The sequence below is a fragment of the Tateyamaria sp. syn59 genome (assembly GCF_007995245.1).
Classification (GTDB): Bacteria; Pseudomonadota; Alphaproteobacteria; order Rhodobacterales; family Rhodobacteraceae; genus Tateyamaria.
Genome location: NZ_VCBA01000004.1, coordinates 28,177 through 42,160, shown reverse-complemented (window position 1 = coordinate 42,160; position 13,984 = coordinate 28,177). Strand labels below are relative to the sequence as shown.

At 60.2% G+C, this 13,984-nt stretch carries 16 protein-coding genes; 7 read left to right on the top strand and 9 right to left on the bottom strand.

What is annotated here, in order from left to right:
* Positions 1 to 78 precede the first annotated feature (78 nt).
* The gene (gene adhP, locus FD715_RS08805) at positions 79 to 1,113 is read left to right on the top strand and encodes an alcohol dehydrogenase AdhP (protein WP_223274806.1); all 1,035 of its coding nucleotides are present in this window, start codon (positions 79 to 81) and stop codon (positions 1,111 to 1,113) included.
* Between the two features lie 113 nt (positions 1,114 to 1,226).
* Positions 1,227 to 1,643 (top strand): cytochrome c, encoded by a 417-nt coding sequence (locus tag FD715_RS08800; RefSeq protein ID WP_223274804.1) that lies wholly within the window; start codon positions 1,227 to 1,229, stop codon positions 1,641 to 1,643.
* Between the two features lie 18 nt (positions 1,644 to 1,661).
* Here the strand turns inward: FD715_RS08800 and FD715_RS08795 are convergent, their stop codons facing one another.
* Positions 1,662 to 1,874, bottom strand: a complete 213-nt coding sequence (locus tag FD715_RS08795; protein WP_147108303.1) for a DUF2892 domain-containing protein — start codon at positions 1,872 to 1,874, stop codon at positions 1,662 to 1,664.
* 18 nt (positions 1,875 to 1,892) lie between these two features.
* Positions 1,893 to 2,291 carry a hypothetical protein gene (locus FD715_RS08790; protein ID WP_147108300.1) on the bottom strand — a complete coding sequence of 133 codons (399 nt, stop codon included), beginning with the start codon at positions 2,289 to 2,291 and terminating at the stop codon, positions 1,893 to 1,895.
* Positions 2,292 to 2,474: 183 nt separating this feature from the next.
* Here FD715_RS08790 and FD715_RS08785 point away from each other — a divergent pair, with 183 nt between their 5' ends.
* Both FD715_RS08785 and FD715_RS08780 read left to right on the top strand, forming a co-directional pair.
* Positions 2,475 to 3,632 (top strand): site-2 protease family protein, encoded by a 1,158-nt coding sequence (locus tag FD715_RS08785; RefSeq protein ID WP_147108297.1) that lies wholly within the window; start codon positions 2,475 to 2,477, stop codon positions 3,630 to 3,632.
* 78 nt (positions 3,633 to 3,710) lie between these two features.
* Complete coding sequence (locus FD715_RS08780) at positions 3,711 to 5,237, top strand: PAS domain S-box protein (protein ID WP_223274802.1); 1,527 nt, start codon at positions 3,711 to 3,713, stop codon at positions 5,235 to 5,237.
* Here the strand turns inward: FD715_RS08780 and FD715_RS08775 are convergent.
* Entirely contained in the window at positions 5,222 to 5,998 is a 777-nt protein-coding gene (locus FD715_RS08775; protein ID WP_223274800.1) for a response regulator, read from the bottom strand. The genes FD715_RS08780 and FD715_RS08775 overlap by 16 nt on opposite strands.
* A 158-nt stretch (positions 5,999 to 6,156) precedes the next feature.
* Between FD715_RS08775 and FD715_RS08770 the strand changes: the two genes are divergently transcribed.
* A complete protein-coding gene (locus FD715_RS08770) occupies positions 6,157 to 6,828 on the top strand; it encodes a helix-turn-helix domain-containing protein (protein WP_147108294.1) in 672 nt (223 codons plus the stop codon).
* A gap of 62 nt (positions 6,829 to 6,890) precedes the next feature.
* Here FD715_RS08770 and FD715_RS08765 read toward each other — a convergent pair whose 3' ends face one another.
* The 4 genes from FD715_RS08765 to FD715_RS08750 form a co-directional block, all read right to left on the bottom strand.
* Positions 6,891 to 8,369 carry an aldehyde dehydrogenase gene (locus tag FD715_RS08765; RefSeq protein WP_147108291.1) on the bottom strand — a complete coding sequence of 493 codons (1,479 nt, stop codon included), beginning with the start codon at positions 8,367 to 8,369 and terminating at the stop codon, positions 6,891 to 6,893.
* A gap of 9 nt (positions 8,370 to 8,378) precedes the next feature.
* Complete coding sequence (locus FD715_RS08760) at positions 8,379 to 9,413, bottom strand: LLM class flavin-dependent oxidoreductase (RefSeq protein WP_147108287.1); 1,035 nt, start codon at positions 9,411 to 9,413, stop codon at positions 8,379 to 8,381.
* Positions 9,414 to 9,628: 215 nt separating this feature from the next.
* A complete protein-coding gene (locus FD715_RS08755) occupies positions 9,629 to 10,417 on the bottom strand; it encodes an alpha/beta fold hydrolase (RefSeq protein WP_147108283.1) in 789 nt (262 codons plus the stop codon).
* On the bottom strand, positions 10,389 to 10,988 hold the full coding sequence (locus tag FD715_RS08750) for an amino acid synthesis family protein (RefSeq protein WP_147109279.1): 600 nt from the start codon (positions 10,986 to 10,988) through the stop codon (positions 10,389 to 10,391). The genes FD715_RS08755 and FD715_RS08750 overlap by 29 nt, the downstream gene beginning before the upstream one ends.
* Before the next feature lie 106 nt (positions 10,989 to 11,094).
* Here FD715_RS08750 and FD715_RS08745 point away from each other — a divergent pair, with 106 nt between their 5' ends.
* Positions 11,095 to 11,937, top strand: coding sequence for a LysR family transcriptional regulator (locus tag FD715_RS08745; RefSeq protein WP_147108280.1), 843 nt, complete (start codon positions 11,095 to 11,097; stop codon positions 11,935 to 11,937).
* Between the two features lie 50 nt (positions 11,938 to 11,987).
* Here the strand turns inward: FD715_RS08745 and FD715_RS08740 are convergent, their stop codons facing one another.
* Positions 11,988 to 12,299 (bottom strand): cupin domain-containing protein, encoded by a 312-nt coding sequence (locus FD715_RS08740; RefSeq protein ID WP_147108277.1) that lies wholly within the window; start codon positions 12,297 to 12,299, stop codon positions 11,988 to 11,990.
* A 21-nt stretch (positions 12,300 to 12,320) separates the two neighbouring features.
* Complete coding sequence (locus tag FD715_RS08735; protein ID WP_147108274.1) at positions 12,321 to 13,064, bottom strand: SDR family NAD(P)-dependent oxidoreductase; 744 nt, start codon at positions 13,062 to 13,064, stop codon at positions 12,321 to 12,323.
* Between the two features lie 227 nt (positions 13,065 to 13,291).
* On the opposite strand from FD715_RS08735, the gene FD715_RS08730 reads away from it, so the two are divergent.
* On the top strand, positions 13,292 to 13,984 hold the full coding sequence (locus FD715_RS08730) for a GntR family transcriptional regulator (RefSeq protein WP_147108271.1): 693 nt from the start codon (positions 13,292 to 13,294) through the stop codon (positions 13,982 to 13,984).

The following is a 13,984-nucleotide window of genomic DNA, read 5'->3' as shown; positions in this document are numbered from 1 at the left end:
CAGATTGACCAATGTCAAAAGGGGCTGCGGTTGCCCGTGGCAGTCATGTGGCAGACCCACTGCGCAAGGACGTTGCACATGCTCGATACGCTGCCAAAGACCATGAAAGCCGCCGTTGTGACGAAACTCGGCCAGCCGCTCGATATCCGAGAGGTGCCGGTGCCCGAGATCGGGCCGGGTGACGTGCTTGTTCGGGTGCGTGCGTCCGGTGTCTGCCATACCGATCTGCATGCCGCGATGGGCGACTGGCCGGTCAAGCCCACTGCGCCGTTCATTCCGGGTCATGAAGGGGTGGGGGAGGTGGCCGCGCTGGGCCGCGATGTCACGCATTTGAAGGAAGGCGACCGCGTTGGCGTGCCATGGTTGCACACCGCCTGTGGCCGTTGTGAACACTGTTCGGGCGGGTGGGAAACACTGTGCGAGGGCCAGCAGAACACAGGCTATTCCGTGGATGGCGGCTATGCTGAATTTGTCCGGGCCGATGCGGATTATGTTGGGCAGTTGCCAGCAGCGATGGAGTACGGCCCCGCCTCTCCCGTGCTGTGTGCCGGTGTGACCGTCTACAAGGGGCTTAAAGAGACCGAAGTGCGCCCCGGTCAATGGGTTGCCATCAGCGGCATCGGGGGCCTTGGTCACATGGCTGTCCAATATGCCAAGGCCATGGGCATGCACGTGGTGGCCGTCGATGTGGCCGATGACAAGCTGGCGCTGGCCAAGACGCTTGGGGCGGATGTCGCCATCAATGCGCGCGAGGTTGACCCGGTCAAGGAAGTGAACGCGCATCTCGGCGGTGTCCACGGTGCGCTTGTGACTGCTGTCAGCACCGAAGCCTTTGCACAGGCCACCGGCATGCTGCGGCGTCACGGCACCATGAGCCTTGTCGGGCTGCCGCCCGGCACGTTCCCGTTGCCGATCTTTGACGTCGTGCTCAAACGTCTGACGATCCGCGGCTCGATTGTCGGCACGCGCCTTGATCTGACCGAAGCGCTGAGCCTCGCGGCCGATGACCGCGTGACCACGCATTTCGAATGGGATCGGCTGGAAAACATCAACGCCATTTTCGACCGGATGAAAGCCGGACAGATCGAAGGGCGGGTCGTTCTGGAGATTTGAACGACGCACTTGAGAGCGCCCTGACGGCAAAGACCTGTGGATTGAGGTATGTCAAAGGGCATCGCCCGGTGCGTCGTTACGCTTGCCGACAACAAAAAGAGGCGAGCATAAAAATGATATTCAAAAACAGAATGATCCCGGCGGTGGCTGCCTTCCTTGCAGTTGGCTGTGCGCCAGAGATGCGTGAACCCGATGTGAGTGCCGCACACGGCGCGCGTCTGTTCATGCAGGATTGCGCAGTGTGCCATGCCGGGGATGGCACTGGTGCGGGCGTTGCATCTTTGGGATTGGGCGGGCCGCCGCCGGACCTGACGACGCTGACCGAACGCAATGACGGCGTGTATCCCGAAGACTTTGTCATGAGTGTCATTGATGGTTTCAACCGGCGCGATCATCCGAGTTCCGCTATGCCGGAGTTTGGGAACGAAGATCTGGGACCTTTGGTGCAAGTGGAGGAAGACGGGGTGTCCACACCAATACCGTCTGACCTGATTGCACTGTCTGCCTACCTTGAAACCATCCAGAAGTAGCGGGCGCCAGCGACGTCGTCACACCCTGTGGCTTGACACCCCAAGCAGCCAGTAGACCGGGCAGAACCGGAAGAGGGATGTGGCAATCAAGTAGCCGCCGAGGACCAGAAGAAGCGGGGCAATCGGCATATCCGGCCATATGGCGGGTATCAGTTCGGTTCCAGACAGCAGCAGCAAGAGGCCCGAAGTAGACCGAAGCAGTCTATCGAGATGTCCGATGTTTGGTTTCATGCGCGCCCCCTCGCGCGGTCAATGCAAGACCGCTGGATAGGCCGGGATCAATGGCGACTGGTGGGTGTGAAACAACCGGATACGCCCGGTCATGGCGGCAAAGAACAGGTCACGGCATACCTTGTGCCGCGCCACGAGGCTTGCGCAGGTCTCATAGCTCAAAGGCAACATGTACAGGTCCTGCAACGCCGTCGCGCTTGCGCACTCCGCCTCGGACCGAAGCAGAACGGATGGTGCGGTCAGCGTGAGGGACGGACCATGCGCCCGCTCCATGTGCACCTGACCCGAAGCGATCAATGCGAGGTCTGCGTGGCGTGCAATTTCGATCATGTCGCCCGCGACACATGAGGTCAGCGTCGCATAGCGGGACAGCATCTGCAGGTCGTCCGGGACGCGCGGGGTCGCGAGGATATCCATTGACCACTCCAAGACTGTGTCCGTGTCAGGTTACGGTGTTCGCGCCGGGTTATGTTGAGAATTGTCAACCTTTGCCCATCGACCTCGGGCCTCTCGCCTTGCACGGATAGCGTGAGCGGGTTGAGCCATATCAACAAATTCCTGCCCCGAACGGGTAGTGTTGGCGGTGAAAGGATTGTCGCCATGTTTGCAAATGCCCGCACCATCGTGACCCTGTTCGGCTTCAACATTCGGATCGATCCAAGCTGGATTTTGATTGCGGCCCTGATCACGTGGAGCCTGGCCACATACAGCTTTCCCGCAGCGGTGCCCGGCCTGTCGCAATGGACCTATGCGGGTTTGGCGGTCGTTGGCGCGGGCCTCTTTTTTGCGTCGCTCTTGGGGCATGAATTGGCACATGGGCTCGCCGCTAAAAGGTTTGGGGTACAAACGCGCAGCATTACGCTTTTTCTGTTCGGAGGTGTGGCCGAGCTTGCGCGCGAGCCTTCAAAGGCCTTGCATGAGTTCTGGATTGCACTGGCTGGACCCGTAATGAGCCTCGTACTCGCAGCGTTTTTCGCACTTCTGGCCGCGCTTGTCGGTGCGACGGTTGGGGAGGGCGCGATGGTTGCCGTGCTGCACTATCTGGCGCTCGTGAACGTGGTTCTTGCCGTGTTCAACCTGTTGCCGGCGTTTCCACTGGACGGCGGGCGCATCCTGCGCGCCTGGTTGTGGTGGCGGGGCGGCGACATGCTGTCCGCAACCGAAACAGCCGCGAATACCGGACGCATTCTGGCGTATGGCTTGATGGGACTGGGGCTTTTGGGTTTGTTCCAGGGTATGATTGTCGGTGGCTTCTGGCAGATTTTGATCGGCCTTTTCATTTTGGGTGCTGCCAACACGTCGGTTGAAAGTCAGCGGATCAGGGCGTTGATGGGGCATCGTCCGGTGCAATCGCTGATGTCCGCGCCAGCCGTGACCACCGCACCCGAGATGACCCTCGCAGCGCTGGTGAACCGGGTGATGCTGGCGCAGCGTGTCAGTTTTGTCCCCGTGGTCGAGGATGGGCGTGTGTTGGGCCACATGGATACGGATGTTCTGCAAAGCATTGACCGGGAGAACTGGGCCAGCACGACAGTCGGCGACGTCTATGTGAAGGTCAGCAACAGCGTCTGTATTGTGCCGGACATGCCCGTGCTCGAGCTGTTTGAAAAGATCGCGGAGACCGGCCACCGGAAATTCATGGTGGTGGAGCGTGGGCACCTTATGGGGGTGGTGAGCCTGTCCGACCTGACCCGTCAGCTTGGATTGCTGACCCGCATCGGCAGAAACACGCCAAACACGGGCGAGGTTCACCCGTGACCCCGTCAACGCTTGACCGGCCAGGGGCCGCGGGGCTCAAAGCGTATTTGAACGTCATTTCAACAAGGTCTTTGCCACGTGACGCCTGCCAGTGACCCCGCCCTGCTGACAGCCCTAATGGAAGCCGCGGCCGATGCCGTCATCATTGCCGATCAACATGGCCGTATCATGCGTGCCAATCCTGCTACGGCGCGCCTTTTTGGCTATTCTGAAGGGGCGCTTGTCGGGGAGCGGGTCAATATTCTGATGCCAGCGGCGCTAGCAGATCTGCATGACGGGTTTATGGCGCATCACCTTGCCACGGGCGAGCAGCGGATCATCGGCAAAGGCCGCAATGTCGAGGGTAAGCGTCAGGATGGCACGATCTTTCCGCTGCACTTATCGGTGGGGCGCGCAGACATTGATGGAGAACCGGTTTTCATAGGCATCTTGCATGACCTGACCGAGCGCCACATTGCTGAAGAGGTGCTGGCCCGGTCTCAGCGTCTGGACGCGGTGGGCCAGCTGACGGGGGGCATTGCGCATGATTTTAACAATCTGCTGACGGTCATCATCGGCAATCTGGAACTTTTGCAGATGCGCGGTGCGGACGAGCGGCAGCGCGGGTTGATTGATGATGCGCTTGCTTCTGCCGAACTGGGGGCCGATCTGACATCCCGGCTGCTGGTCTTTGCGCGGAAGGGGAAACTGAAGCCGGTCCAGGTGGATTTGCGCGAGCAGTGTCAGGATGCGCTGGCCCTGCTGAGCCGGACGATTGGCGCACGCTATACCATCCGGACGGATTTTGCGCCGCGCGTCAGCAAGGTGATGATTGATCCGGTGCAGTTGCAATCGGCGCTGATCAATCTGGCGCTGAATGCGCGTGATGCGATGCCTGACGGGGGCGAATTCCTGATTTCGATTGCAGACGTGATCATCGACGACGACTACATGGCGCAGGAAACGGACATCGTTCCGGGTGAGTATGTGCGGCTTTTCATCAGTGATGATGGGGCGGGCATGACGCTCGAAGCGCAGCGCAAGGCATTTGAGCCCTTCTTTACGACCAAGGCAAATCGGGGCGGCACCGGACTGGGGCTGGCTATGGTGTACGGATTTGTGCGGCAATCGGGCGGTCACATCACGCTCTATAGTGAGTTGGGCCATGGGACGAGCTTTGGTCTTTATTTCCCGGCTGTACGCGATGCCAGGTCCGCCGAGGATGCAATGAAAGTTGTGACATCGGACCCGATACCCCGCGGCAGCGCCGAGGTCGTTCTGGTGGTCGAAGACAATCCCCGTGTGCGCAAACTCTCCATCGAACGCATCCGCGATCTGGGCTACCGGACGTTAGAGGCGCCAAATGGCGATGACGCTTATGTGCTGCTGCAATCGGGGATCGAAGTGGACATCATCTTTTCCGATCTCGTGATGCCCGGAACGCTCAACGGGTATGATTTGGCGGCGAAAGTGCGTGCCGAATTTCCCACCGTGCGGATTTTGCTGACCTCCGGCTATGCCAGCGATGTTGTCACGAGCAAGCTGGGGGGCACGTCGGACTACGATGTGCTGCACAAGCCATACAGGCAGTCTGACCTCGCGGAACGGCTTCAGGCGCTTTTGTAATGCGCGTCTTCCAAAGGCTTGCGTTCAACCGCGCAGGCAAAGGTGTAGCCCACGCCGCGCACCGTCTTGATCAAGCGCGGCTCAGACGGATTGCGCTCGATCTTCTTGCGCAGGCGGGCCACCTGGTTGTCCACGGTGCGATCCAGCGGCGACCACGTGGCGCCCTGCGTCAGATCCATGAGCTGGTCGCGCGACAAGACCCGCATGGGCCGTTCCAGAAACACCTTGAGCAGATTGAAATCTCCGCTCGTCAGGGCGCAGTCACTCCCACAGCGGTCAATGACCTGCATGCGGTCCGGGACAGCGATGACACCGTCGAAATGGAAGGCGGCGGCGCTTTCAGTGCTCGCACCCGACGCTATGGTCGTCTTGTGCGCGTCCTCTGCGGCGAACTGGTGCCGACGCAGGACAGCCCGGATGCGTGCGATGACTTCTCGCACGTGAAACGGCTTGGTGATGTAGTCATCGGCGCCCACTTCCAGACCGACGATCCGGTCGATGATGTCGTCCTTGCCCGTGACCATGACCATCGGAACAGTCGACAACTTGCGGATTTGCCGCGCCAGATCCAGACCACTTTCGGCGCCCAAATGGATGTCGAGGGTCACAAGGCTCAGGTCTTGTGACGCGATACACTCCAGAGTTTCGGCAGACGACGTGGCTTCCATCACCTGAAAGCCGTCATCTTCGAGAAGGTTGCGCAGCACGGCGCGCACCTTGGGGTCGTCTTCGACAATGAGTGTGGACGGTCTTTGGTCCAACTTGCGCTCCAGCGAATTGGTGCAGATGCACGACAGGCCCGTAGACCCGAAGTCTGCTGGGCGAAATTACAAATTGATACAAACCGCACAGGTACAACCATATGTAGGAATACACATGTCGTTCACCAAGACCCTGTGCGCAATCCGGGGGGCTAAAGATGTACGTCACGCTGTCTGCGGAAAACCGTCCCGCCCACGGCCCTCTTTCCGCTCAAGGTGCCTCGGCTGCGGGATTGCCGACACTGGTGAAGTCCGGACAGCATCTTTACCGTGAAGGCGATGAGGTTGAACGCCTTTACCAGGTCTCGAACGGTGTCGTCAGGCTCACCCGCATGTTGGAAGACGGGCGGCGCCAAGTCATCTCATTCGGGTATCCCGGTGATATCATCGGATTTCCCGCAGATGGTCGCCACCACACCGATTGCGATGCTTTGGTCGATACAACGCTGTACGCGTATCGTCGCGCGGCGCTCGACACCGGGGAGGGGGACCCGGAACTGCACCTTGCCCTGCTTGAGGCAGCCCTGCGTGAGATCAGCGCGATGCAGGATCACGTCATGATGCTTGGCCGCAAGTCAGCGCTGGAGCGTGTTGCGTCCTTCCTCAACGTGCTGACGACCTGTTACGGGGAGGACGCGGGTGTGTATCGCCGGATTGATCTGCCCATGTCTCGCAGCGACATTGCAGACTTTCTGGGCCTGACGACGGAAACCGTCAGCCGGGCCTTTACGACGTTGCGCAAGGCGGGGGTGATGTCGCTGGATGGCGCGCAAACAATCATTGTGCGCGATCCTTGCTTGTTGGCCGAGATGGCGGCGGGCGAAGACTAGCGCAATGCCGCGGGTTGCTGCGGGGATCTGACAGTCCGATGGCGCAAATCCCAATGGTGCGCTCAGCGCATGACGAACGGGTTCGCCATCGGTGCATCAGACGTGTTTATCCAGACAGTCTTGGTGCGCGTATAGTCACGGATCGCTTCGATCCCGGCCTCTCGTCCATAACCGGACTGATTGTATCCGCCAAACGGAGCGATTGGCGACACGGCGCGGTATGTGTTGACCCAACAGATACCTGCGCGCAGGCGGGCCGACACGCGATGCGCGCGCGCGATATTCTGGGTAAAGACACCTGACCCCAGGCCGAACGGTGTCGCGTTTGCAAGGGCAATCGCTTCGTCTTCGGTGTCGAATTGCAGCAAGGACATGACCGGGCCAAACATCTCGACCTTCAGGGTTTCGGTGTCATTGTGCGCGCATTCCACCAATGTCGGAGCAAAGTAGTGCCCCGCACGTGCCAACAGCGCGCCGCCAAACCGAATGCGCGCCCCCTGTTGCTTTGCTCGTTCCAGAGTTTCCTGGATCCGCGCAACCTGCGCTTGGGTGCACAATGGTCCCACATGGGTATCAGCCCTCAGCGGATCGCCGACGATGACATCCTTCATCTTATCCTCGATCCGGGCCGCGAGCGCGTCGAAGATGGACCTGTGAACAAGCCCGCGTGATCCTGCCACGCAACTTTGACCTGATGCGCCGAAATTGCCTGCAATCAGCCCGTTCGCGGCGCCGTCGAAGTCGGCGTCTTCAAAAACGAGGATGGGGGATTTTCCACCCAGTTCAAGCGTCGTGACCGCGAAATTCTCTGCCGAATTGCGCACGACGTGACGCGCTGTGTCAGGCCCTCCGGTAAAGGCGATACGGTCCACGTCTGCATGGCGGGTCAGGGGGATCGCGCAGTTGTCGGCGTCGCCGGTCAGGACCGAGACAACGCCACGGGGAAAGCCTGCCGCTTCGATCAACCGGGCGAATTCCAGCATCGGTGCGGGTGCGATTTCAGAGGCTTTCAACACGACCGTGCAACCCGCCGCGAGCGCGGGTCCAAGTTTCGTCGCGGTCAAGAACATCTGCGCGTTCCACGGCACGATCGCGACGACGACACCGATGGGCTCGCGCCGGGTGAAAACGTGCATGTCCGGCTTGTCGATGGGCAGGACGGCCCCTTCGATCTTGTCGGCGAGCCCGGCGTAATAGCGATAGTAGTCCCCGACATATGCCGTCTGACTGGCGGTTTCGGCCAACAACTTGCCGCTGTCAGTGGTCTCGATCTCACCGATACGGGCTGCGTTCACCTCGATCAGATCGGCGAGCCGGTAGAGCAGCTTGCCCCGCTGCGTCTGCGTCATGTCGCGCCATTCCGGATCATCCAACGCACGCCGGGCCGCCGCCACTGCCCGATCCACATCTGACGGTGCCGCGCAGGCAAAACTGGCCCAATCTTCGCCCGTTGCAGGGTTTTGGGATGTCATGACCTGACCCCCGGCTCCGTCGGTCCATGCGCCATCAATAAAGAGTTGGTAGTGCGGTTTTTGATCCATGGGCGTCTCTTAGTGAAATCTTGGCATGACGTCGTCGATGAACCGCGCAAGCGAGGCGCGCTTGCGCTCAAAACTCATGCCGCTGTCAATCCACAACGCGTATTCGTCGAACCCGAGATCCTCATAGCGCCTGAGCCGGTCGGTGACGGCATCTGCGGTGCCGATGGTCAGGTCACGCGCCATGTTTTCGGGCGCCATCATGTGATTGCTTGCAATTTCGTCTTCGGTCACCGCTGCGATCATGCCTTGTTTGACCGGACGCTTGTTCCGGAACCAAGCGCCGAAGTGATTGTAGAAGCGGGACAATTCACCGGCCGCCTGCGCCGTATCTGCATCGTCCGCCGCAACATAGGTGTGGTGAAGCAGCATGATCTTGGGGCGTGGTCCGTTGTAATTCGCACAGGCGTGGTCAAAGCGCTCCATGAGCGTTTCGATCTCGTCCATCCCCTGCCAGAGCGGTGTCACCTGAATATTGAATCCGTTGTGCACGCCAAATTCATGACTGTTTGGGTCCCGCGCGGCAATCCAGATCGGTGGGCCGCCGTCCTGCAGCGGCTTAGGGGCAGAGGTCGTGGGCGGGAACTGAAAGAATGCGCCGTCATGCCCGCAATCCCCTGCCCAGAGCTTCGGGAGCAAGGGCGCAATCTCTCGCATGCGTTGACCGGCCTCCCATGCGTCCATGCCCGGCATCAGACGTTCGTATTCATAGGAATAGGCGCCGCGCGCAATGCCAAGTTCGATCCTGCCGCCCGTCATCAGATCGGCAGACGCCGCTTCGCCCGCCAGTTTTATCGGGTGCCAGAAGGGTGCGATGACGGTGCCCGTGCCCAGGCGGATGCTCTTGGTGTGGTGCGCCAAGTTTACGAGGGACATCAGCGGGTTGGGCGCAATCGTGAAATCCATGCCGTGATGCTCGCCCGTCCAGATGGCCCGCATGCCGGCGTCATCAGCCATCTGACACAGTTCAATGAACTGTTCGTGCAACCGGGCCTGCGGTTCTGCTGCGTCCAGGCGTTCCATGTGCAAGAAAAGAGAGAATTCCACGGGTCAGCTCCTGTCTGAAAGAGGATGTACATCGCCGGTTTGCGCAGTGCTCGGATACAATGAGAAGTCGTGCGTTTGCACCTTCTGAGCATCGCGCATCGGCATGTCGGCGACGTGCGGTCCTACATCATCGCGGCCCGCCAGGCTTGGGACTGTTACGAGCAAACTACGAGCCTCTGACGGCGGCATGGGGCGGGGTATTGTTGTCCACGTCGTCATTGACGTGCGTCCTGCAGGAGGCCCCGCAAGGCGCGATTGACTTCATCGCTGTGGGTCATCGGCATCATGTGCGCCGACCCTTCTACAATGACCGCTTTGCCGTATGGCGCCAGGTCGGCCATTGCGCGGGACATGTCCGGCGTTGAATTCGGATCCAGACTGCCGGTCATGAACAGCGCCGGGCACTGCAAGTGTTCCAACGCTCGTCGCTGGGGTGAACCGCTTTCTGCAAATGCGGTGTAGGCGCATTTGTAGGCCGCCGAATCCACGGACAGCAGCCAGTCGCGACAAGCGTTCCGTTCAGGCGATTGGCAGGCGCCGAACCATCGTTCAAGCGTCCGGCTTGGATCTGTTGGGTTTTGGCCGTCGAGTTGCGCGGCGCGGGCTTGGACGGCGTGAGCCGCCGCATCGCTGCGTTCGAACACGGCATTCAAGGCGGCGACGCCGCATACCCGGTCCGGCATGTCTGCGGCCAATTCCAGAGCGAGCATCGCGCCCATGGAGTGGCCCGCCAGCACAGCCGGGCCATCAAGCGCTGCAATGGCCGCCGCCGCGACATCCTTGAAATCCTCGAAACCCATGTGCGGCACCGGCATCACGCTGTCGCCATGGCCGGGCATGTCCAACGCGATCACGTGGGCGACGTCAGCAAGCGCATCCAGTTGTGCGCCCCAAGCCTCTGCCCTCAGCCCAACGCCATGCAAAAGCACGATATGGGGGCCTGCACCCGCTGTGACAGCGCGCAGAGCGCCGATGTCAGACCGCCGCCGGGTTGTCCACGTCATGGCCCAGATCCTTTAGGTCCTGATATCGGTCACCAATTCTGTGGTGCGGCCGTCCCGAGGTGGCCGCGCCAAGCACCACGACGACCTCGTCGTCACGCGGTGCGTCGGGAATGGCGAATTGAATGGTGAGATAATGAGACCTGCGCCCGGCGTCGTTCTTGTCGATCATGGGCACCATGATCGGAGCGTTCGCGCCGCCGCGCGTGTTTGTGAAAGACAGATAGGATTTCGCATCGACAGCGTGCCGAAAGTGATTGCCGAAACGCAGGGTGTGAATGAGGCCCGACGCATGCTCGATTTCGCCGTCCAGGCCGACCACGGCCGCTTTGCCATAGGCCTCGATGGCGTCACCGGACCGTGCCAGCGCGATGATCCGTTCGGTCAACGCCTCGCCTAGGATCGGACCAAAGGCCTGTATCTCTGGTGTCAGGTTCTCGATGTAACGCCCGGCCCAGGGATTTTTGACCACAGCGGCGACAGCAAACATGCGCCACGGTGTCTTTGCCGCGCGAAAGCCTTCGATCAAAACCTCTTCGTCATAGGTGACGAACTTGCGGATCTCCGGCTGCATCATTCCCTCCTCGACGCCCGCACGGATGGTAGGAAGGGGCAAAAATTTTGACAAACGAATGAATCAGAGGCTTAGCTATTAGCTAAGCTAATGACTTATTTGACCCATGGGTAAATCGCTGCCGCCACTGACATGGTTCCGGTCGTTCGAAGCCGCCGCGCGGACGCTCAGTTTCACGGCGGCCGCCGAGGAGATTGGCCTGACACAATCGGCCGTCAGCCAGCAGGTCAGATCGCTGGAACTGCGGCTTGGCGTGCCACTTTTCGTGCGCCGCCCCCGTGGTCTGTCGCTGACCGATGACGGGCGCCGCCTTTTACCGCAAGTGGGTGCCGCGCTTGATACGCTTGCATCGGCGGCCGGTGCGTTTGACACTGGCACCTCTGCCAACCTGTTGACTGTGGCGACGTCGGTCAGCGTTGCGCAATGGCTGATCACCCCGCACCTGCCGTCATTTGCATCGCGCTACCCGGATATCCGGATCCGACTGCTGAGCGCGGTCTGGCCCGATGATTTTCACACGTCCCGTGCCGATGTGGAAATTCGCTTTGGATCGGAAAAACAGGTGGGCGAGGGGGCTGAGGCGCTTGCGCCTGACAGGCTGGTGCCGATGAAGGCGCCCCGTCTGCACGGGCGGCTTGAGGATCTTCCCTTGATTGAAACCGTGGGGACGTCAGGAGGATGGAAGGCGTGGCAGGCCGAGGTCTGCGCCGCCCCGCAGCCCACGTTGTATACGGATACGTACGGCATGGCGCTACAATTGGCGGCACATGGAAATGGCGTTGCTTTGGTCAGCGCGCTTTTGACCGGGCATGCGCGCAGGTCAGGCGTGCTGGAGCTTGCCTATCCCGGTTCAATTGCGAGCCAGGAGGGATACTTTCTATCCGTGAACGAGAGCATTCCGGCAGCAGTCGCCTTCCGCTCTTGGCTTCTTGAACTGCTGTCTGGTTGAGCGGCGGCATTTGACGACGCCGGGGCTGTCTTGCGATCATTCGGTTACAGTCAGAGGAAGTCGTCGCGCCGTGGGGTGAAGCAGTCGATCAGGGTGCCCGGTTCCAAGCATACGCATCCGTGTGTAATTCCGGTCGGGATGACAAAGCCGTGACCGGGTCCGACCTCGCGTTCTTCCGTGCCGATGGTGAACCGAAACCGCCCTCGTTCCACATAGGTCGATTGCACATGCGGATGATCATGGAGTGCACCAACGGCGCCTTCATGGTCGAAACGAAAGGCGACGACCATGAGCTCGGGATGATCTGCCAGAACCTGCCGGGTGACGCCCTCTGCGGTCGGGATGATGGGAAACGTGCTCATCTCAAACGGACCCCGGATGCGTCATGAAAACAGAATCCCGCCGTTGATGTCGATATTGGCCCCCGTGATGAATGCGGAGTCGTCGCAGGCGAGAAAGAGGATCAGGTTGGCCGTATCCTCCACGGTCCCCTGCCGTTTGACCGGCACCGCCGCTTCGTATCCACGGCGCGCTGCGTCTGCGGTGTGCACGTTATGAAAATCGGTGTCGATCATGCCCGGACATAGGGCGTTCACGCGTATGTCCGGCCCAAGCTCTTTGGCGAGGCCGCGGGTCATCGTCGTGATTGCACCCTTGGACGCGGCGTAGGCCACGGCGCCCGCACCGCCTCCGTCGCGCGCAGCCTGGCTGGCGAGGTTCACGATTGCGCCGGTTTTCATGTGCGCAAGGCACGCTTTGGTGACCATGAACACGCTTGTCAGGTTGAGATCCATAACGGCGTTCCAATGGTCCAATTCCATCTCGGCGATGGATTTCCTCGCGATCAGTCCGCCCGCATTATTGACGAGGATGTTGATGTCGCCAAAGGCCTCGACAGTCTTGGACACAAGGGCATCGACATCGCTTTGCTGGGTCAGATCGCCCTGCAGGGCAAAGGCATCACCGCCTTGTTCCTTGATCTTGGCAACGGCGGCATCTGCGCCTGCGCTGCTTGAGTAGTAGTTGATGGCGACCCTGGCGCCCTCGGACGCGAGTTTGAGCGCGGCGGCAAGGCCGATATCGCGACCGCCCCCCGTCACAATGGCTGTTTGTCCGGAGAGTTTCATGGTCAATGTCCTTGGTCCGTTCCGTCCGCTGACGCAGCCGTGACATGTGGTAGCCAGCGGGTTGCATCGAGATTCGCATTCTCTTTTGGCTGAAACTGGTATACTAGTCAATCAGTACAGCGGTCACAGCCTTTGGCGTGGCCTGGTCAATTGGTTCACAATTTGAGTGTTCGTCATGCAGCAAACTCAGTAGACCGAGCCAAAGACGAAAAGACGGAGGCCGGCATATGGCGCAGGCAACTCAAATAGGTGCGCGGCGCACCAGCGTGGATGATATCTATGCCTATCTTTACGAAGAGATTGCGGCCTTGCGCTTGCGACCGGGTGACAAGATTTCCGAGGCCGACATCGCCACGAAGTTCGGTGTGTCCCGGCAACCTGTGCGCGATGCATTCAACCGACTGGCGACGCTGGACCTGTTGCTGATCCGTCCGCAACGCGCAACCGAAGTGAAGCGGTTTTCAATGCGCGAGATTGTCAAATCGCGGTTTGTGCGGCTTGCAGTCGAAAAAGAGGTTCTGCTGCGCGCGGCGACGCTGTGTGACGCGGAGGATGCAGCACAGCTTGACGCCGCACTGGAAGAGCAGGAGCGTTCTGTTCGGGATCGCGATGTCGAGCGGTTCAATGCGCTCGACTACACGTTTCACAAACTGATTTGCCGGATTGCAAGGTCGGACTTCGCCTTTGACGTCATCTTGTCGGAAAAGTCGAAAGTGGACCGTTTGTGTACGCTCAGCCTGTCGAAAGGGGATCGCATGCCCGAACTGGTTGAAGATCACCGGTCCATCGCAACCGCACTGCGCACGCGCGATGCCACAAGCGCGGTGAAAGCCGGTGTTCACCACCTGTCGCGACTGGACGAGACCATCGACCGGATTTGGGAAACGAACGCGAACTATTTTATGCCCGAAGACGTCTAG

Excerpts from the sequence above, each read along its gene's own strand:
- FD715_RS08800 (WP_223274804.1), top strand. The coding sequence starts at position 1,227 with ATGATATTCAAAAACAGAATGATCCCGGCGGTGGCTGCCTTCCTTGCA.
- FD715_RS08735 (WP_147108274.1), bottom strand. The coding sequence starts at position 13,064 with ATGAAACTCTCCGGACAAACAGCCATTGTGACGGGGGGCGGTCGCGAT.
- adhP (WP_223274806.1), top strand. The coding sequence starts at position 79 with ATGCTCGATACGCTGCCAAAGACCATGAAAGCCGCCGTTGTGACGAAA.
- FD715_RS08730 (WP_147108271.1), top strand. The coding sequence starts at position 13,292 with ATGGCGCAGGCAACTCAAATAGGTGCGCGGCGCACCAGCGTGGATGAT.
- FD715_RS08765 (WP_147108291.1), bottom strand. The coding sequence starts at position 8,369 with ATGGATCAAAAACCGCACTACCAACTCTTTATTGATGGCGCATGGACC.
- FD715_RS08795 (WP_147108303.1), bottom strand. The coding sequence starts at position 1,874 with ATGAAACCAAACATCGGACATCTCGATAGACTGCTTCGGTCTACTTCG.
- FD715_RS08785 (WP_147108297.1), top strand. The coding sequence starts at position 2,475 with ATGTTTGCAAATGCCCGCACCATCGTGACCCTGTTCGGCTTCAACATT.
- FD715_RS08770 (WP_147108294.1), top strand. The coding sequence starts at position 6,157 with ATGTACGTCACGCTGTCTGCGGAAAACCGTCCCGCCCACGGCCCTCTT.
- FD715_RS08745 (WP_147108280.1), top strand. The coding sequence starts at position 11,095 with ATGGGTAAATCGCTGCCGCCACTGACATGGTTCCGGTCGTTCGAAGCC.
- FD715_RS08740 (WP_147108277.1), bottom strand. The coding sequence starts at position 12,299 with ATGAGCACGTTTCCCATCATCCCGACCGCAGAGGGCGTCACCCGGCAG.
- FD715_RS08750 (WP_147109279.1), bottom strand. The coding sequence starts at position 10,988 with ATGCAGCCGGAGATCCGCAAGTTCGTCACCTATGACGAAGAGGTTTTG.
- FD715_RS08755 (WP_147108283.1), bottom strand. The coding sequence starts at position 10,417 with ATGACGTGGACAACCCGGCGGCGGTCTGACATCGGCGCTCTGCGCGCT.
- FD715_RS08790 (WP_147108300.1), bottom strand. The coding sequence starts at position 2,291 with ATGGATATCCTCGCGACCCCGCGCGTCCCGGACGACCTGCAGATGCTG.